The sequence below is a fragment of the Pseudorhodoferax sp. genome (assembly GCF_047601025.1).
Taxonomy (GTDB): Bacteria; Pseudomonadota; Gammaproteobacteria; order Burkholderiales; family Burkholderiaceae_C; genus Pseudorhodoferax.
Window position 1 is genome coordinate 952,063 of record NZ_JASGJZ010000001.1, and the last position, 18,547, is coordinate 970,609.

General features: G+C 72.2%; 18 protein-coding genes. 13 read left to right on the forward strand and 5 right to left on the reverse strand.

Annotation, left to right across the window (positions count from 1 at the left end; genetic code table 11):
* Positions 1-2: 2 nt before the first annotated feature.
* The 5 genes from truA to accD all read left to right on the forward strand — a co-directional run bounded on the left by truA (position 3) and on the right by accD (position 4,628).
* Entirely contained in the window at positions 3-785 is a 783-nt protein-coding gene (truA, locus tag QM782_RS04540) for a tRNA pseudouridine(38-40) synthase TruA (RefSeq protein WP_415201735.1), read from the forward strand.
* The gene (locus QM782_RS04545) at positions 782-1,465 is read left to right on the forward strand and encodes a phosphoribosylanthranilate isomerase (protein WP_415201736.1); all 684 of its coding nucleotides are present in this window, start codon (positions 782-784) and stop codon (positions 1,463-1,465) included. The genes truA and QM782_RS04545 overlap by 4 nt, the downstream gene beginning before the upstream one ends.
* Positions 1,466-1,645: 180 nt before the next feature.
* Complete coding sequence (gene trpB, locus QM782_RS04550; RefSeq protein WP_415201737.1) at positions 1,646-2,914, forward strand: tryptophan synthase subunit beta; 1,269 nt, start codon at positions 1,646-1,648, stop codon at positions 2,912-2,914.
* Positions 2,911-3,720, forward strand: coding sequence for a tryptophan synthase subunit alpha (gene trpA / locus QM782_RS04555; protein WP_415201738.1), 810 nt, complete (start codon positions 2,911-2,913; stop codon positions 3,718-3,720). Before trpB ends, trpA begins: the two co-directional genes overlap by 4 nt.
* Positions 3,721-3,755: 35 nt before the next feature.
* The gene (accD, locus tag QM782_RS04560) at positions 3,756-4,628 is read left to right on the forward strand and encodes an acetyl-CoA carboxylase, carboxyltransferase subunit beta (protein WP_415201739.1); all 873 of its coding nucleotides are present in this window, start codon (positions 3,756-3,758) and stop codon (positions 4,626-4,628) included.
* Positions 4,629-4,635: 7 nt separating this feature from the next.
* Here accD and QM782_RS04565 read toward each other — a convergent pair whose 3' ends face one another.
* On the reverse strand, positions 4,636-5,193 hold the full coding sequence (locus QM782_RS04565) for a YggT family protein (protein WP_415201740.1): 558 nt from the start codon (positions 5,191-5,193) through the stop codon (positions 4,636-4,638).
* A 100-nt stretch (positions 5,194-5,293) separates the two neighbouring features.
* Between QM782_RS04565 and QM782_RS04570 the strand changes: the two genes are divergently transcribed.
* The 3 genes from QM782_RS04570 to QM782_RS04580 are packed head-to-tail and all read left to right on the forward strand — an operon-like array spanning position 5,294 to position 8,634.
* On the forward strand, positions 5,294-5,875 hold the full coding sequence (locus tag QM782_RS04570; protein WP_415201741.1) for an LON peptidase substrate-binding domain-containing protein: 582 nt from the start codon (positions 5,294-5,296) through the stop codon (positions 5,873-5,875).
* Positions 5,876-5,878: 3 nt separating this feature from the next.
* A complete protein-coding gene (locus tag QM782_RS04575) occupies positions 5,879-7,852 on the forward strand; it encodes a polysaccharide biosynthesis protein (RefSeq protein WP_415201742.1) in 1,974 nt (657 codons plus the stop codon).
* A gap of 50 nt (positions 7,853-7,902) precedes the next feature.
* On the forward strand, positions 7,903-8,634 hold the full coding sequence (locus tag QM782_RS04580; RefSeq protein ID WP_415205588.1) for a glycosyltransferase: 732 nt from the start codon (positions 7,903-7,905) through the stop codon (positions 8,632-8,634).
* A gap of 24 nt (positions 8,635-8,658) precedes the next feature.
* Here the strand turns inward: QM782_RS04580 and QM782_RS04585 are convergent, their stop codons facing one another.
* The 3 genes from QM782_RS04585 to QM782_RS04595 are packed head-to-tail and all read right to left on the reverse strand — an operon-like array spanning position 8,659 to position 12,070.
* The gene (locus QM782_RS04585) at positions 8,659-9,708 is read right to left on the reverse strand and encodes a glycosyltransferase (RefSeq protein ID WP_415201743.1); all 1,050 of its coding nucleotides are present in this window, start codon (positions 9,706-9,708) and stop codon (positions 8,659-8,661) included.
* Positions 9,705-10,919, reverse strand: coding sequence for a hypothetical protein (locus QM782_RS04590; RefSeq protein WP_415201744.1), 1,215 nt, complete (start codon positions 10,917-10,919; stop codon positions 9,705-9,707). Before QM782_RS04590 ends, QM782_RS04585 begins: the two co-directional genes overlap by 4 nt.
* Positions 10,919-12,070 (reverse strand): glycosyltransferase family 4 protein, encoded by a 1,152-nt coding sequence (locus QM782_RS04595; RefSeq protein WP_415201745.1) that lies wholly within the window; start codon positions 12,068-12,070, stop codon positions 10,919-10,921. Before QM782_RS04595 ends, QM782_RS04590 begins: the two co-directional genes overlap by 1 nt.
* Positions 12,071-12,151: 81 nt before the next feature.
* On the opposite strand from QM782_RS04595, the gene QM782_RS04600 reads away from it, so the two are divergent.
* The 5 genes from QM782_RS04600 (at position 12,152) to QM782_RS04620 (ending at position 17,273) form a co-directional block, all read left to right on the forward strand.
* Positions 12,152-13,120: an NAD-dependent epimerase/dehydratase family protein gene (locus tag QM782_RS04600; RefSeq protein WP_415201746.1), complete on the forward strand. Its 969-nt coding sequence runs from the start codon at positions 12,152-12,154 to the stop codon at positions 13,118-13,120.
* Positions 13,117-13,677: a sugar transferase gene (locus QM782_RS04605; RefSeq protein ID WP_415201747.1), complete on the forward strand. Its 561-nt coding sequence runs from the start codon at positions 13,117-13,119 to the stop codon at positions 13,675-13,677. Before QM782_RS04600 ends, QM782_RS04605 begins: the two co-directional genes overlap by 4 nt.
* Before the next feature lie 68 nt (positions 13,678-13,745).
* Positions 13,746-15,275: a lysine--tRNA ligase gene (gene lysS, locus QM782_RS04610; protein ID WP_415201748.1), complete on the forward strand. Its 1,530-nt coding sequence runs from the start codon at positions 13,746-13,748 to the stop codon at positions 15,273-15,275.
* 148 nt (positions 15,276-15,423) lie between these two features.
* Positions 15,424-16,005, forward strand: a complete 582-nt coding sequence (locus tag QM782_RS04615) for a mechanosensitive ion channel family protein (RefSeq protein WP_415201749.1) — start codon at positions 15,424-15,426, stop codon at positions 16,003-16,005.
* Complete coding sequence (locus tag QM782_RS04620; protein WP_415201750.1) at positions 16,002-17,273, forward strand: Hsp70 family protein; 1,272 nt, start codon at positions 16,002-16,004, stop codon at positions 17,271-17,273. Before QM782_RS04615 ends, QM782_RS04620 begins: the two co-directional genes overlap by 4 nt.
* A 1-nt stretch (position 17,274) precedes the next feature.
* On the opposite strand, the gene nagZ is transcribed toward QM782_RS04620, so the two are convergent.
* Positions 17,275-18,354, reverse strand: a complete 1,080-nt coding sequence (gene nagZ, locus QM782_RS04625) for a beta-N-acetylhexosaminidase (protein ID WP_415201751.1) — start codon at positions 18,352-18,354, stop codon at positions 17,275-17,277.
* Positions 18,355-18,547 lie beyond the last annotated feature (193 nt).

Consider the following 18,547-nt stretch of genomic DNA (forward strand, 5'->3'; position numbering starts at 1 on the left):
CGGTGCGCCTGGCACTCGGCGTCAGCTATGCGGGCCAAGCCTACGACGGCTGGCAGAGCCAGCCCTCGGGCAACACCGTGCAGGACCGGCTCGAAGCCGCGCTGCGCCAGTTCACGCAGCAGCGCATCGGCACCGTCTGCGCCGGCCGCACCGATGCCGGCGTGCACGGCCTGATGCAGGTGGTGCATTTCGACACCGACCTGGACCGCAAGGAGCACGCCTGGGTGCGCGGCCCCAACAGCTTCCTGCCCGGCGACATCGCCGTGCACTGGGCGCGGCCCGTGCCGGCCGACTTCCACGCCCGCGCCAGCGCCATCGGCCGGCGCTATGCCTACGTGCTGCTGGAGTCGCCGGTGCGCCCCAGCGTGGAGCGCGGCCGCGTCGGCTGGGTGTTCCGCCCGCTGGACCCGGCGGCGATGCAGGCCGCCGCGCAGCAGCTCCTGGGCGAGCACGACTTCAGCTCGTTCCGCGCGGCGGAGTGCCAGGCCCGCACGCCGGTCAAGACCATGCGCCGCATCGAGATCGCGCGCCGCGGCGCCTACTGGCGCTTCGAGTTCGAGGCCGACGCCTTCCTGCACCACATGATCCGCAACCTGATGGGCTGCCTGCTGGTCATCGGCAAGGGCGACCGGCCGGTGGACTGGATGGCCGAGGTGCTGGCCGCACGCGACCGCCGCGCCGCCGCGCCGACCTTCGCACCCGACGGCCTGTACTTCCTGGGCCCCGTCTACGCGCCGCACTGGGGCCTGCCGGACCGCACGGCTGCCTATGATTGGCTGCCATGACCACACCCCCGGCGGCCACCCGCACCCGCATCAAGATCTGCGGCATCACCCGCGAGCAGGACCTGGAGGCCGCCGTCGCGGCCGGCGCCGACGCGGTCGGCTTCGTGCTGTACGACAAGAGCCCGCGCCACGTCGCGCCGCGCCGCGCGGCCGCGCTCGCGCGCCGGCTGCCGCCCTACGTCACGCCGGTGCTGCTGTTCGTCAACGCGCCGGCCGCAGAGGTCGCCGCGGCCTGCGACCAGGTGCCCGGCGCCGTCGTGCAGTTCCATGGCGACGAGACGCCGTCGCAGTGCCTGGCCGCCACGGCGCGGCCCGCGCGGCCGTTCATCCGCGCGGCGCGCATCCCGCTGGCGCCCGGGGCTTCGTTCGACTTGCTAAGATTCGCGGCCGATTTCGCCCAGGCCCAGGCCATCCTGCTCGACGCCCATGTCGAGGGATACGGCGGCGGCGGCAAGGTCTTCGATTGGTCACTCCTGCCTCCAAGCGTCAACTCTCACCTCGTCTTAAGTGGTGGGCTCACGCCTGCAAACGTGACCGATGGCATCGTGCAGGTACGGCCGCGCGCGCTGTCGCTGGCCGTTGACGTGAGTTCCGGCGTCGAGGCTGCCAAGGGCATCAAGGACGCCGGCAAGATCCACCGCTTCGTCGCGGCCGTGCGCGCCGCCGACGCATTGCAATGAAGCACCCCCAGTCGTCGCGCTGCGCGCTCCGCCAACCCCCTCCAGGGGGCGACGCCTGCGGTCTGGCAAGGCCAGTCCCGCGGCGTCCGCTGGCATGGCCTGCTCCGCGGCCTTCCGAACCTCTGCGTGCGACCCAGGCTGCCAGACCATGGGTGGCGCGCCACGCAACCGATTGTTGACATGCCAATTCCCTACCAGCAGCCCGACGCGTCGGGCCATTTCGGCATCTACGGCGGCAGCTTCGTCTCCGAGACGCTGACCCACGCCATCGCCGAACTGCGCGAGGCCTACGCGCGCTACCAGCACGACCCGGCCTTCCTCGCCGAATTCCACTACGAGCTGGCGCACTTCGTCGGCCGGCCCTCGCCCGTCTACCACGCCGCGCGCAGCAGCCGCGAGCACGGCGGCGCGCAGATCTTCCTCAAGCGCGAGGACCTCAACCACACCGGCGCGCACAAGATCAACAACGTCATCGGCCAGGCGCTGCTGGCCCGCCGCATGGGCAAGCCGCGCGTGATCGCCGAGACCGGCGCCGGCCAGCATGGCGTGGCCACGGCCACGATCTGCGCGCGCTACGGCCTCGAATGCGTGGTCTACATGGGCAGCGAGGACGTCAAGCGCCAGAGCCCCAACGTGTTCCGCATGAAGCTGCTCGGCGCCACCGTGGTGCCGGTGGAAAGCGGCAGCCGCACGCTGAAGGACGCGCTGAACGAGGCCATGCGCGACTGGGTCGCCAACGTGGACGACACCTTCTACATCATCGGCACCGTCGCCGGCCCGCACCCCTACCCGATGATGGTGCGCGACTTCCAGAGCGTGATCGGCAACGAATGCCTCACGCAGATGCCCGAGATGCTGGCCGCGGCCGGCTGCGCCGGCGCACAGCCCGACGCCGTGGTCGCCTGCGTGGGCGGCGGCAGCAACGCGATGGGCATCTTCCACCCCTACATCCCGCACGCAGGGACGCGGCTGATCGGCGTGGAAGCCGCCGGCGAAGGCCTGGACAGCGGCAAGCACGCCGCCTCGCTGCAGCGCGGCAGCGCCGGCGTGCTGCACGGCAACCGCACCTACCTGCTGCAGGACGAGAACGGCCAGGTGACGGAGACGCACAGCATCAGCGCCGGCCTGGACTACCCCGGCGTCGGCCCCGAGCACGCCTGGCTGCAGGAGATCGGCCGCGCCGAATACGTCGGCATCACCGACGCCGAGGCGCTGGACGCCTTCCACTACCTGTGCCGCACCGAGGGCATCATCCCGGCGCTGGAATCCAGCCACGCCTTCGCCTACGCGCGCAAGCTGGCGCCGGCGATGCGGCCGGACCAGAGCATCCTGGTCAACCTGTCGGGCCGCGGCGACAAGGACATCGGCACCGTGGCCGACCTGTCGGGCGAGGACTACTACGACCGGCCGTCGATGCGCGGCCACGCCGTCAAGGGAGGCAAGCTGTGAGCCGCATCCAGAAGACGTTCGAAGCGCTCCAGGCCCAGGGCCGCAAGGCGCTGATCCCCTACGTGACGGCCGGCTTCCCGTACGCCGACGTCACGCCCGAGCTGATGCAGGCCATGGTCGAGGCCGGCGCCGACGTGATCGAGCTCGGCGTGCCGTTCAGCGACCCGATGGCCGACGGCCCGGTGATCCAGGCCGCCGGCGAGAAGGCGCTGGCGCTGGGCATCGGCATGGCCCAGGTGCTGGACATGGTCAAGGCCTTCCGCACCCGGGACACGCAGACGCCGGTGGTGCTGATGGGCTACGCCAACCCGGTCGAGCGCTACGAGCAGCGCCACGGCGCCGACAGCTTCGCGCGCGACGCCGCCACGGCCGGCGTGGACGGCGTGCTGATCGTCGACTACCCGCCCGAGGAATGCGCCGACTTCGCCGCCAGGCTGCGCGCCAGGGGCATCGACCTGATCTTCCTGCTCGCGCCCACCTCGACCGAGGAGCGCATGCGCCAGGTCGGCGCGGTCGCCAGCGGCTACGTCTACTATGTCTCGCTCAAGGGCGTGACCGGCGCCGGCACGCTGGACACGGCGGCCGTGGAAGCCATGCTGCCGCGCATCCGCCGCCACGTGCGGCTGCCGGTCGGCGTCGGCTTCGGCATCCGCGACGCGGCCTCGGCCCGCGCCGTCGGCCGCGTGGCCGACGCCGTGGTGATCGGCAGCCGGATCATCCAGCTGCTCGACGGCCAGCCGCGCGAGCGCGTGGCCGCCACGGCGGCCGAGTTCCTGCGCGGCATCCGCCAAGCGCTGGACGCATAATCCCGCCCCCTGCCAACAGGAAAGAGTCCAACCCCATGTCCTGGCTCGAAAAACTGCTCCCCGCCAAGATCCAGCCCAGCGACCCCGCCGAGCGCCGCCAGGTGCCCGAGGGCCTGTGGATCAAGTGCCCCAGCTGCGAGAGCGTGCTCTACAAGACCGATCTCGAGAAGAACCTGAGCGTCTGCCCGACCTGCGGCCACCACCACCGCATCGGCGCGCGCGCGCGGCTCGACGCCTTCCTCGATGCCGAGGGCCGCTACGAGATCGGCCAGGAAGTGCTGCCGATGGACCCGCTGAAGTTCAAGGACAGCCGCAAGTACCCCGAGCGGCTGAAGGAAGCGCTGGAAGAGACCGGCGAGACCGACGCGCTGGTCGTCATGGGCGGCGCGCTGCACGGGCTGAACGTGGTCGCGGCCTGCTTCGAGTTCGACTTCATGGGCGGCAGCATGGGCAGCGTGGTCGGCGAGCGCTTCGCCCGCGGCGTGCACGCGGCCATCGACCAGAAGGTGCCCTTCGTCTGCTTCACCGCCACCGGCGGCGCACGCATGCAGGAAGGCCTGATGAGCCTGATGCAGATGGCCAAGACCAACGCCGCGCTGACGCGGTTGGCCCAGAAGGGCCTGCCCTACGTCAGCGTGCTGACCGACCCGACCATGGGCGGCGTCAGCGCCGGCTTCGCCTTCATGGGCGACGTGGTCATCGCCGAGCCCAAGGCGCTGATCGGCTTCGCCGGCCCGCGCGTGATCGAGTCCACCGTGCGCGTGACGCTGCCCGCGGGCTTCCAGCGCGCGGAATTCCTGCAGCAAAAGGGCGCGGTCGACCTGATCTGCAACCGCAAGGACCTGCGCCGCACCATCGCCAACGTGCTGGCCATGCTGCAGCGCCAGCCGGCCGACGCGGTCAGCTGAGCCGTCATCAGCCCAGGACCAGCCCGCTCAGCACGCTGCGCAGCGCGTGCTGCAGCACGATCGACGCCACCTGCAGCAGCACCAGCAGGATCAGCGGCGTCAGGTCCATGCCGCCGACCATGGGCACGATGCGCCGCAGCGGCCGCAGCGGCGGCTCCACCAGGCGCGCAATCACGTCGTGCAGCGGCGAATGCGCCTGCACCCAGGACAGCACGGCGTAGACGATCAGCAGGCCGGTGAGGCCGTAGACCACCAGCCCGATCACGCCGAACACGGCCATGATCGGCACCACCACCAGCGCCCCGCCCGTCATCAGCCACAGCAGCAGGTACTGCGCCAGCTTGAGCAGCACCGCGCCGGCCAGGCTGGCCAGATCCCAGCGCCCCGCCGGCGGCACCAGCCGGCGCAGCGGCAGCACCAGCCAGTCCGACAGCGCGAACACCAGGTTGCCGATCGGATTGCCGAACGGGATGCGCTGGTGCTGCATGTACAGCCGCAGCAGGCAGGCGCTGCCCAGCAGGCCCGCGGCGACTTCCAGCAGGAACGAGAAGATTTGATACAGCATGCGGACGGATGAAAACCGCATGGGATGATAGCGGCTGCACTTTCCGCCCCGGCCGACCGTCGTGCTTCCCTCGCCGCTGCCCCTGTTCCCGCTATCCACCGTGCTGTATCCCGGCGGCCTGCTGCCGCTGCGCATCTTCGAGGTGCGCTACCTGGACCTGGTCCGCCAGTGCCGCCGCGACGGCTCGCCGTTCGGCGTGGTGGCCCTGCACCAGGGCAGCGAGGTGCGCGTGCCCGGCGCGCCGGCCGAGGAATTCCTGCAGGTCGGCACGCTGGCCCACCTGCGGCACGCCGACGCCCCGCAGCCCGGCCTGATGCTGATCGCCTGCGAAGGCGGGCAGCGCTTCCGCATCCAGGCCGCGCGCCAGTTGCCGCACGGCCTGTGGACGGCCGACGTGGCGCTGCTGCCGGACGACCCGCCGGTGGCCGTGCCCGAGGACCTGCGGTCCGCCGCCCGCGCGCTGCAGCAGCTGCTGGACGACTGGCGCGCGCGCGGCATCCCCGAGGACCGGTGGCCGCTGCGCCCGCCCTGGCGCTGGGACGACTGCGGCTGGCTGGCCAACCGCTGGTGCGAGCTGCTGGCGCTGCCGCTGGCCGTCAAGCAGCAACTGATGGAGCTGGACAACCCGCTGGTGCGGCTGGAACTGGTGGGCGACCTGCTGGCCCGCCAGGACCGCCGCTGAGCCATGCCGGCACGCGGGGCCGCGGTCTCGTCCGCCGTGCTCGGCTGGCCGCGTGCGCTCAAGCGCATGGTCGTCGTGCTGGTCGACGTGCTGCTGTCGCTGGCGGCCACCTGGATCGCCTTCACGCTGCGGCTGGACACGGCGCACTGGCCGAGCGAGGACCAGTGGGCCGTCTACGCCGTGGCGCCGCTGCTGTCGGTGCCGGTGTTCGCGCGCTTCGGCCTGTACCGCGCGATCTTCCGCTACACCGGCGTGGCCACGCTGATCGCCACGGCCAGGGCCACGGCGCTGTACGGCGCGCTGCTGCTGGCGGCGCTGGCCGCGATGCAGGCGGCCGGCCTGTCCCTGGTGCCGCGCAGCCTCGGCATCCTGCAGCCGCTGATCTTCCTGGTGCTGGTGCTGGCCAGCCGCATGCTGGCCCGCGGCTGGCTCGACCGGTCGACCCGGCGCCGGCTGCGCGCGCCGACGCGGCTGATGATCTACGGCGCCGGCCAGGCCGGGGCCGAGGCCGCCGCCGCGCTGATCAACGCCCAGCGGCCGCACCGGCTGCTCGGCTTCGTCGACGACGACGCGGCCAAGGTCGGCCGCAGCATCCACGGCGCGCGCGTGTTCGCGCCGCAGGAACTGCCGGCGCTGATCGCGCGGCTGCACGTGGACGACATCCTGCTGGCCATCCCCAGCGCCACGCGCGAACGGCGCAACCGCATCCTGGAGCGGTTGCAGCCGCTGCCGGTGCGCGTGCGCACGCTGCCCAGCCTGGACGACCTGGCCAGCGGCCGCGTCAGCGTGCAGGACATCCGCGAGCTGGACGTGGAAGACCTGCTGGGCCGCGCGCCGGTGCCGCCGCGCCCGGAGCTGCTGGCGCGCAACCTGGCCGCGCGCACCGTGCTCGTCAGCGGTGCCGGTGGCAGCATCGGCAGCGAGCTGTGCCGCCAGATCGTGCGCGAGCGGCCCGCCCGGCTGGTGCTGCTGGAGCACGGCGAGTACGCGCTGTACAGCCTGCACGCGGAGCTGAAGGCGCTGTGCGCGCGCCAGGGCCTGGACGTGGCGCTGGTGCCGGTGCTCGGCAGCGTCGTGCACTACGCGCGCATGGCGGCCCTGTGCCGGCGCTGGCGCCCGGCCACGGTCTACCACGCGGCCGCCTACAAGCACGTACCGCTGGTGGAGGACAACGCGGCCGAGGGCGTGATGAACAACGTGCTGGGCACGCTGAACCTGGCGCGCGCCGCGATCGAGAGCGGCGCCGGCCACTTCGTGCTGGTCTCCACCGACAAGGCCGTGCGGCCGACCAACGTGATGGGCGCCAGCAAGCGCGTGGCCGAGCTGATCCTGCAGGCGCTGGCCGCGCAGCGCGACGTGGCGTTCGACGCGCTGGCCGACACCGGCCCGGCCACGCTGCGCAACGCCACGCTGTTCTCGATGGTGCGCTTCGGCAACGTGCTCGGCTCCAGCGGCAGCGTGGTGCCGCTGTTCCGCCGCCAGATCGCCGCCGGCGGCCCGCTGACGGTCACCCACGCCGAGGTCACGCGGTACTTCATGACCATCGCCGAGGCCGCGCAGCTGGTGCTGCAGGCCGGCGCGATGGCGCGCGGCGGCGACGTGTTCGTGCTCGACATGGGCCGGCCGGTGAAGATCCTGGACCTGGCGCGGCGCATGGTCGCGCTGTCCGGCCTGACGGTGCGCGACGCGGCCCACCCCGACGGCGACATCGCCATCGCCATCACCGGCCTACGTCCGGGCGAGAAGCTGTACGAGGAACTGCTGATCGGCGACGACCCGGAGCCGACGGAGCATCCGCGCATCCTGCGGGCGCGGGAAGAATTCATCGGATGGGCCGAGCTGAAGGCGCCGTTGCAGGCGCTGGCGAACGCGGCGCGGCATGGGGAAGCGGAACGGATGCTGCAGGTGCTGCGGGAGCTGGTGCCGGGATTCGTCACGGACGGCCGGGGCCCCCCCGCGCTGGTGCAGATGCCGTGATGGTGGCGCCACGGACACCCGAGCAACCGGCCGTCCTGTTCACGGTGCTGATGTGCGCGCACCGCGACGACGGCTTCGTGATGCCGGCCATCCACAGCGTGCTCGCGCAGACGGAGGGCGCGTTCGAATTCATCATCGTGCTCAACGCCTGTCCGGACAGCCTGGAACAGCGCATCCGATCCCTGGACGACCCGAGGATCGTGGTGCACCGCACGGAGATCGGGCAACTGGCGTTCAACCTGAACCTCGGCCTGCATTTCAGCCGCGGCCGGTACATCGTCCGCTTCGATGCCGACGACCTCTGTCATCCCGAGCGCCTGCGCTGGACACGCGAGATCCTGGCCGCCCATCCGGAGGCCGACGTGGTCGCCGGCTCCTGCCGCACGATCTCGGAAGCGGGAGAGGTACTGGGCGTGCGGGATATCGGCAACAGCGCCGACTGGCGCCGGACGCTGCGCTGGAAAAACCCCTTCGTGCATCCCGCCACCACCATCCGGCGCGACAGGCTGCTGGCGTTCAAAGGCTATGCCAATGGCCTGCGCAGCGAAGACTACGACCTGTGGCTCAGGATGGCCGAGTCCCCCGACGTCACGGTCGTGACCTCCTCGCTGCCGATGATCGACTACCGGGTCTCGCCCCAGCAGTCCAGCGGCAGCCTGCTCGGCTATGCCGAGGTCGCGGGCCACATGCTGCGCAGCCTGCTGGTCGCCCCCAGCGTCGCGAAGCTGCTGGGACTGCTCGTGGCCATCGGCAAGACGATCGGCAGAGCGATGCGCAGGTGACGGCATCGACCGCAGGGGCCGCGTTCAGACCTGCTGGTGGATGGCCTCGATCCTGCGGGCGATGCCTTCCCAGCCGAACCGTCTGGCCGAAGACGCCGCAGCGGCCTCCAGCAGCCGGTCCACGTCGAGGTCGCCGGACCGCGCGCGGGCGCACAGCCCTTCCACGGCCCGGTAGAAATCCTTTGGATCGTCCAACTGCACCAGGCTCGGCTCCCGGTATTCCTCCTGCATGCCGGCCGCCGTGGTCAACACGATGAGCCGATGCTGGTAGGCCTCCAGTACCGCGTTGTTGGCCGTCGCATACTCCAGCGGCAACAGCATGAACAAGCACCGTCCCAGTACGGCCGCGTAGTCCTCGTGGCTCAGCCGCTCACGGTGGCAGAACACCTGCGCATGTTCCGGCACACGGATACGGTCGAAGTCCACGCCGACCAGATGGAACTCGCAGCACCGCGACCGTTCGTCCTGCAATACCGCGTTCAGAAAAGCCAGATCCCGGTAGTTCCTGCCGACGACGCAGATGGCCGGCCTGGCCTGCAGCAAAGGCTTCTTCGACGGCGCGCCCGGACGGGACACGACCACGCCGTGGGGAACGACCGACATGCGCGGTATCCCGAACTGGTGCCCGTAGGCGGCCGCCGCATCCGCTGTCAAGGCGATGCCATGGTCGACGCAGCGCACGCAGCGCAGGAACAGTCCGCGGAACGCCTTGCGCAGCCATGCCTTGGCCGCCCCGCCCTCGCGGCTCACCTGCAGCAGCGAAGCAGGCGAGAGATGCAAGGTCATGACGATCTTCTTGCGCAACACATGCTTGAGCACCAGCGGGGAAAGAAAGACCAGCCCTTCGGGATACAGGTAGTGGATGACGTCCGCGCGCGCGCCCTTCACGATCGTCGACAGTTCGACCGCCAGGCGCCGGAACGCCAGGTCCAGGCCCGTGGTGGGGCGCCCCGAGAAGAGCGGCGTGCAGTCGTACACCTGCGCCGAGCGCAGGTGCTCCATCAGGCGCCCGTATCCCGAATAGGCGTCGTGATGGTGGTAGTGGAACCCGACCACGAGCGTCTTGCGCGTCATCGGGCCCGTCCCGCGCGCAAACGCAACAGTACCGTCGCCACGCCCACGGCTGCATACGCGGCGATCTGCGCCATCGACATCCGTTCGGCCACCGAATCGACCGAACCGAGCGCGAGGTAGCCGAGCAGCAGCCCCAGGCACCACAGCGCAGTCAGGCCGAAGGTCGTCCACAGCCGGCCCCTGGCGATGAAGACCTGGCCCGCAATCGAGTTGAATACCAGCAGCGGAACGGACAGCAGCGTCAGACGCACGACCGTCAACGCCTGCGGCGTCGGCGCGCTCGACGTGAACAGCCGCCACGCCATCTGCGGGTACGCCATCAGCGCGGCCAGCACGGCGATGCCCAGCAAGGCCGCCGCGCCGCCGTAGGGAACCCCGCGCCCGCCCGACACGACCAGGTGGCGCAAATGCACCGGCATCCACAGCGCGACCGGCACCATGAACAAGTTGCGCAGCTGATTCCCGATGTTGTAGAGCGCCGCCGCCGGCATGCCGCCTTGCACGCCCACCACGGACACGGAGATGAACACGGCGGGATTCAGCAAGGCGTTTGCCAACGCCAGCGGCAGCGCGCGGTGCAGCACCGCCCGGACGCCCGATGGCCCCATCGTGCGCCAGTCCGCCGCCGCCAGGGCCGCGCACGACAGACTTCCGGCGCCGAGCACCACGCCCACGCCGGCCACGGTCCACCATGCGGCGGCACCGAATGCGAGCAGGGCGGGCAACAGCGCGGCCACCCCGCCCACCCATGCGAGCCGGCGCAGGCGCATGCCATCGCCGTCCACCAGCAATCGCGCCGCCACCAGCATGTAGGCTGTCCCGCCCATGGTGTACGCCGCCACCGCGGCCAGCGCGCGGCCATCGAGCATCCGCCAGTCGGCGGGCAAGACAGCGCCGGCAGACAGGGCGAACGCCAGCAGCATCACCGCGCCCGTCGCGACGAAAGCCAGCTTCAGCGCCGCCAGGAAGGCGTTCCGGCCGCTGCCGCCTGCTGCATCGCGGCCCGCCAGCATCACCTGGGCCAGTGACATGCCGACCGGACCCTGGACAGCGAGCGCCAGGGTCTGCCCCACGGCCCATTGGCCGAGCACGTCGAGGCCACAGAACTGGCCGATGCCGATCATGAGCGAGACCGTGCCCACGCGCTGCATCAGGCTGCCCGCCGCATGCATCGCGCCGGCGGAGCCCGCCAGCCGCGCGAGGCGCCCCATTACCGCCAGGCTCCGCCCACCGTCACGCTCTCCGCCATGAGCTGGCGGTACAGCGCCACGGTGTCCCGGACCACGATGCGGTCGTCGAACAGGCGCTGCACGCGTTCGCGTCCGGCCCGTCCCATGGCTGCGCGCTCCTGGCCATCGCGCAGCAGCCGCTCCAGCGCCCGGGCCAGCGCGCCCGCGTCGCGTGGAGGCACCAGCAGCCCCGTCACCCCATGCTCGACCGCCTGCCGGCAGCCCGTGGCGTCGGTGCTCACGACGGCGAGGCCGCACGCCATCGCCTCCAGCAGGAACTTGGGCAGCCCCTCGCGGTACGACGGCAGGCAGGCGATGTGGCACTGCCGCAGCACCGCGGCCATGTCGTCGCGGTGGCCCCACCATTCCACCGCACCCTCGGCCTGCCAGCGCTCGAGCTGCTCGCGCGTCAGCGAGGAGGGATTGGCCGGATCGGGCGCGCCGACCAGCACGCAGCGCACGTCCACCTGGCGTGCCCGCAGCAGCCGCGCCGCCGCGACGAATTCCTGCACCCCCTTGTCGCGCAGCATGCGCGCGCCGAGCACGACCACCGGCGTGCCGGCGGGCGGCTCGGCCGGCGCGAACACCGCCATGTCCACCCCGGCCCCGCGGATCAGCACCGCGTCGTCGGCCCGCACGCTGCCGTCCCGCACGCTGGCCGCCAGGTCTTCCTCGTTCTCGAACACGACCTTGCTGCCGGGCGGATCGAGCAGCGCACGCAGGGCCAGGCGCACCAGCGCACGCAGCGCCCTGCCCCGGGCGCCGCCGGCCGTGAACACGTAGCCCATGCCGACCGGCGCGTTGACGACCGCCCTCAGGCCCAGGCACCGCGCCACGAGGCTGCCGTACAGGATGGGCTTGAGCGCCACGTGGTGCAGCAGCTCCGGCCGCTCGGCCCGGTAGGCGCGCCAGACCTGCCGCAACACGCCGAGCTCGCGCAGCGGATGCGTACCGCTGCGCTCCATGCGCAGCGGCAGCAGGCGGAAACCGAGCTGGCGCAGGCGCTCGCCGTGCGCGGCCACGCGCGTGAGCACCAGCACCTCGTGGCCGGCGCGCTGCGCCGCGATGGCACGGTCCAGGAAATGCGAGCAGAAGAACCAGTCCTCGGAGATGAAATAGAGCAGCTTGGCCATCGGATCACAGGCAGATGCGCAGGCCGGCGCCCGGGTCCTGTCCACTAACATTGTGCGCCCCGATCCCTACGCATCGCCCACATGCCCGCGCCCGCCGCCCCGCCCATCGTCCTGACGGGGGGCAGCGGCTTCGTCGGGCGGGCCGTGGTCCAGGCGCTGGCACGGCGTGGCTCGGCGCTGCGGCTGGCCGGCCGTGCGGCAGCGGCCCCGGTGCCGCTGCCACCGCATGTGCAGACCGTGGCCGTCGCGCCGCTCGGCCCGCAGGCCGACTGGTCGGCCGCGCTGCGCGGCGCCTCGGCCGTGCTGCACCTCGCCGCCCGCGCCCACGTGCTGCGCGATCCGGCCGCCGACCCGCTGGCCGCCTACCGCGCCGTCAACACCGCCGGCACGCTGCGCCTGGCGGAGCAGGCGGCCGCCGCCGGCGTGCGCCGCTTCGTGTTCGCCAGCACGGTCAAGGTCCACGGCGAGTCCACGCCGGCCGACCGGCCGTTCACCGAGGACATGGCGCCGGCGCCGCAGGATCCCTACGCCCTCAGCAAATGGGAGGCCGAGCAGGGCCTGGCGGCGATCGCCGCGCGCACCGGGATGGAAGTCGTCGTCGTGCGCCCGCCGCTGGTCTACGGCCCCGGCGTGCGCGCCAACTTCGCGGCGCTGGTGCGCGCCGTCGCGCGCGGCTGGCCGCTGCCGCTGGGCGCGATCGACAACCGGCGCAGCCTGGTCGGCCTGGACAATCTCGTGGACCTGCTGCTGCTGTGCCTGGAGCATCCGGCCGCCGCGCAGCAGACCTTCCTGGCCAGCGACGGGGAGGACCTGTCCACGCCCGCCCTGCTGCGCCGCCTGGCCGCCGCGATGGGCCGGCCCGCGCGGCTGCTGCCGGTGCCGCCGGCGCTGCTGCGCGCGGGTGCCGGCCTGCTCGGCCGCGGCGCGGCCGTCGAGCGCCTGTGCGGCAGCCTGCGGGTGGACATCGCCAAGGCCCGCCGCGTGCTCGGCTGGGCGCCGCCGCTGGGCGTGGACGAAGGCCTGCGCCGCACCGTCCAGGGCCTGCGGTGAAGCGGCTGTTCGACATCGCCCTCGCACTGGCGCTGCTGCCGCTGCTGGCGCTGCCGCTGCTGTCCATCGCCCTGGCCGTGCGCCTCACCTCCCCCGGCCCCGCCCTCTACTGGTCCGACCGCGTCGGCCGCCGCAACCGCCTGTTCCGCATGCCCAAGTTCCGCAGCATGCGCACCGATACGCCGGCCGTGGCCACGCACCTGCTGGAACGGCCCGAGCAGTGGCTCACGCCGATCGGCAGCTTCCTGCGCCGCAGCAGCCTGGACGAACTGCCCCAGCTGTGGAGCATCCTGAAGGGCGACATGAGCTTCGTCGGCCCGCGCCCGGCGCTGTTCAACCAGCACGACCTGGTCGCGCTGCGCACCGAGGCCGGCGTGGACGCGCTGCCGCCCGGCCTGACCGGATGGGCGCAGATCAACGGCCGCGACGAGCTGCCGATCCCGGCCAAGGTGGCGTTCGACCACTGGTACCTGCAGCACCGCAGCCTGCGGCTGGACCTCGTGATCCTGTGGCGCACCGCGCGCAAGGTGCTGGCGCGCGACGGCGTCTCGCATTAGCAACAACCCTAAAATCGCCGGTTTCGCCGCGGGCAGCCCGCCCGCGCGCCACCCGCTCCCATCCAGCCATGTCCCACCCCACCGCCACGCCCACGCCTACCGACGACAACCAGCTCATCGCCGAGCGGCGCGAGAAGCTCAAGGCCCTGCGCGAACGCCAGGCCCAGGGCGGCGGCGTGGCCTTCCCGAACGACTTCAAGCCGCAGGACAAGGCCGCCGACCTGCATGCCCGCCACGACGGCCAGGACAACGAACAGCTCGAAGCCGCGCCGGTGCGCGCCGTGGTCGCCGGCCGCATGATGCTCAAGCGCGTGATGGGCAAGGCCTGTTTCGCCACGCTGCAGGACGCGACCGGCCGCATCCAGCTCTACATCACGCAGGACGCGGTGGGCGCCGAGACGCTCTCCGCGTTCAAGCACTGGGACCTGGGCGACATCGTCGGCTGCGAGGGCACCTTGTTCCGCACCAAGACCGGCGAGCTCTCGGTCAAGGCCAGCAGCGTGCGCCTGCTGACCAAGTCGCTGCGCCCGCTGCCGGACAAGTTCCACGGCATGACGGACCAGGAGCAGAAGTACCGCCAGCGCTACGTGGACCTGATCACCGACGAGCAGGCGCGCGCGCGCTTCGTCGCGCGCAGCCAGGCCGTGTCGGCGATCCGCGCCTTCATGGTCGAGCACGGCTTCCTGGAGGTGGAGACGCCGATGCTCCACCCGATCCCCGGCGGCGCCAACGCCAAGCCCTTCGTCACCCACCACAACGCGCTGGACCAGCAGATGTTCCTGCGCATCGCGCCCGAGCTGTACCTGAAGCGCCTGATCGTCGGCGGCTTCGAGCGCGTGTTCGAGATCAACCGCAACTTCCGCAACGAAGGCATCTCGGTCCGGCACAACCCCGAGTTCACGATGATGGAGTTCTACGCGGCCTGGTGGAACTACCGCGACCTGATGGACTTCACCGAGGCGCTGGTGCGCCATGCCGCGCAGACCGCGCGCGGCACGCTGCAGCTGTCCTACCAGGGCCGGGAGGTGGACCTGTCCCGGCCGTTCGCGCGGCTGACCATCCGCGAGGCCATCCTGGCCCACACCGAGGCCGGCGAGAACGTGGACAGCGCCGAGTGGCTGGTCGCCGCGCTGCGCCGGCTCGGCCTGACCGAGGAGAAGGACCGCCTGTCGCGGCGCAGCCTGGCCAGCCTGCAGGTGCTGTACTTCGAGGAGGCGGTGGAAGAGCAGCTCTGGCAGCCGACCTTCATCATGGAGCACCCGACCGAGATCTCGCCGCTGGCGCGCGCCAACGACGAGCGGCCCGAGGTCACCGAGCGCTTCGAGCTCTACGTCACCGGCCGCGAGTTCGGCAACGGCTTTTCCGAGCTCAACGACGCGGAGGATCAGGCCGCGCGCTTCGCCGCCCAGGTCGCGGCCAAGGACGGCGGCGACGACGAGGCCATGTTCTTCGACCACGACTTCGTGCGCGCGCTGGAATACGGCATGCCGCCCACCGGCGGCTGCGGCATCGGCATCGACCGGCTGATGATGCTGCTGACCGACAGCCCCAGCATCCGCGACGTGATCCTCTTCCCGGCGCTGCGCCGGGAAACGTGAAACATCCCGGCCCAGGCTGCTGCGCTGCTCCCCCTTGCGCCGCGCGCAGGGGGCCTGCCCGGCAGCCAGGCAGAGCCAGTTCCGCGGGCGCCCTGGCATGGCCTGCTCCGCGGCCATGTGAATCGCACCGCGCAAAGGGGTCGCTGAGATGCGCTTGAGAGCCTACTTGCCCGCCTGGGCGCACGAATGGATCGACGTGCTCGTGCCCGGCCTGCAGATCGTCGGCATCCTGGTCGCGGCCTGGCTGCTGCAGTACCTGCTGCGCCGCCTGGTGGCCCGGCTCGGCACGCGCTACCAGTTGCCGGCCGACCTGGTGACGCCGGCGCGCAACCTGCTGCGCTACCTGATCTACGGCGCCGCCTTCCTGCTGGTGATGGAGCGCCTGGGCGTGTCGGCCACCGTGCTGTGGACCGGCTTCACCGGCTTCGTGACGGTGGCGGCCATCGCCTTCTTCGCGGCCTGGAGCGTGCTGTCCAACCTGTTCTGCTCCGTGCTGATCTTCAGCACGCGGCCGTTCCGGCTGGGCGACGTGATCGAAGTCATCGACGCCGGCGACAAGCCCGGCATCAAGGGGCGCGTGGTCAACATCCAGCTGGTCTACACCACGCTGGAAGACGTGCTGCCCGACCACAAGGGCGCCCTGCTGCAGGTGCCCAATTCGCTGTTCTTCCAGAAATCGCTGCGGCGCTGGCGCGCCGCCGAACTGCCGACCGGCGGCGACGCACCGTGACGCCGCCCGCGGCGCCGGCGCTCGGCATCGACTTCGGCACCTCCAATTCCGCGGTCGCCCACGTCGGCGCGGACGGCCTGGCCCGCGCACTGCCGGTCGAGGGCGCGCACACCACGCTGCCGACCGCCGTCTTCTACAACACCGAGGAAGGCCTGCGCCATTTCGGCCGCGACGCGGTGGCGCAGTACCTGGCCGGCTTCGAGGGGCGGCTGATGCGCTCGCTCAAGAGCGTGCTGGGCAGTCCGCTGATGCAGGAGGCCACGGCCATCGGCGACGCGCTGGTGCGCCTGCAGGACGTGGTCGCGCTGTTCCTCGCCGAGCTGGCCGCGCGGGCCGAACGGCAACTGGGCGCGCGGCCGCGCCGCGTGGTGCTGGGCCGGCCCGTGCACTTCGTCGACGACGACCCGGTGCGCGACCGCCAGGCCGAGGACAGCCTGCGCGCGGCCGCCCGCAGCGCCGGCTTCGAGCAGGTCGCCTTCCAGTACGAGCCGATCGCCGCCGCGCTGGACTACGAGCGCCGCATCGCGCGCGAGGCCGTGGTGCTGGTGGCCGACATCGGTGGCGGCACCTCGGACTTCACGGTCGTGCGGCTGGCCCCGGACCGCCGGCTGCACGCCGACCGCAGCGCCGACGTGCTGGCCACGCGCGGCGTGCACGTCGGCGGCACGGACTTCGACCAGCGGCTGAACCTGGCGCGCGTGATGCCGGCACTGGGCCTGGGCCACCACGGGCCGGACGGGCGCGAGGTGCCGAGCAAGGTGTTCTTCGAACTGTCGTCCTGGCACCTGATCCACTGGCTGAGCGGGCCCAGGGCGCAGTGCGAGGCGCGCGGCCTGCGCGTGAACTACGGCGACCTGCGGCTGCACGAGCGGCTGATGCGGGTGCTCGAGCACGGCCAGGGCCACCGCATCGCCGAGACCGTGGAGCGGGCCAAGATCGAGGCCTCGCTGCGCGATGCGCCGGCGGACATGGAACTCGGCTGCGTCGAGCCCGGCCTGCACGTCGCCCTGACGCCGCGGCAGCTGGCCGAGGAACTGGCCGCCCTGCTGGCACAGGTCGTGGGCTGCGCGCAGGACTGCGTGCGCGCCGCCGGCATCGCGCCCGCCGGCCTGCAGGCCATCTACCTGACCGGCGGCTCGTCGGCGCTGCGGCCGTTCCAGGCGGCGCTGGCGGCCGGCCTGCCGGGCGTGCCGCTGGTCGAGGGCGACCTGTTCGGCGGCGTGGCGGCCGGGCTGGCCTACCAGGCGCGGGCGCTGTACGGCCGCTGAATCAGGGCAGCTTCCAGAGCGCCTGCATGTAGGCCGGCTGCGTCATCAGCGCCTCCCAGCCGGGCGCCGGCGCCAGCGGCAGCAGCGCCAGCCGGCGCAGCTCGGAAGCCTCCGACGGCTGCCAGCGGCCCTCGACCTGCGCGCGGGCCACGCCGTCGATCAGCGCATCCAGCGCTTCGCCGCCGTCCAGCGACTGGTTGCACAGCAGGGCCAGGTCGCAGCCGGCGTCCAGCGCCGCGAGCGCGGCCTCGGCGTAGTCCAGCGTGCGGCCGTCGAGCCGGCGCGCGCCGGCCATGCTCAGGTCGTCGCTGAAGATGGCGCCGCCGAAGCCCAGCGTGCCGCGCAGGACGTCCTGCAGCCAGCGGCGCGAGAAGCCGGCCGGGCGGGCGTCGACGCGGGGATAGACCACGTGCGCCGGCATCACGGCCGTCAGCACGCCGTCGAGCCAGCGGTAGGGCTGGGCGTCGTCGGCCAGGATGGCCTTGAGGCTGCGGCGGTCCACCGGCATGTCGGTGTGCGAGTCGGCGCGCACGAAGCCGTGGCCGGGAAAGTGCTTGCCGCAATTGGCCATGCCGGCCTGCAGCAGGCCGTGCGCGAGGCAGCGCGCCAGCATGGCGACGACGCGCGGATCGCGCGCGAAGGCGCGGTCGCCGATCACGGTGCTGCCGCCGTGGTCCAGGTCCAGCACCGGCGTGAAGCTGAAGTCCACGCCGCAGGCGCGCAGCTCGGCGCCGAGCACGTAGCCGCAGGCGGTGGCCGCGGCCATGGCGGCCAGTGCGCCTTCGCCCGGCAGGGGGCCGGCGTCCTGCATCCAGCGTGCGCCGAGCGCGCGCATCGGCGGCAGGTGGGTGAAGCCGTCGGTGCGGAAGCGCTGCACGCGGCCGCCCTCGTGGTCCACGCAGACCAGCAGGTCGGGCCGCAGGGCCTTGATCTCGGCGCACAGGGCCGTGAGCTGGGCGCGGTCCTGCCAGTTGCGGCCGAACAGGATCATGCCGCCGACCAGCGGGTGGGCGAGGCGGCGGCGGTCGTCGTCGGTCAGCGCGGTGCCAGCGATGTCGATGACGAGGGGGGCGTGCTGCATGTCAGTTCTCCACGGCGCTGGCGCGCCACCCGCAGCGCATGCAACCGGGCCGCAGGCAGGGGTTCGAAAGGCCGCGGAGCAGGCCATGCCAGCGGGCGCCGCGGGCCGGCTTGGCCGGACCGCAGGCATGCCTTGCAGGCTGCAGCCGCTCCGGAGAAGCAGCCTCGTCGGGCCGTCCAAACCTGCGCAGGCA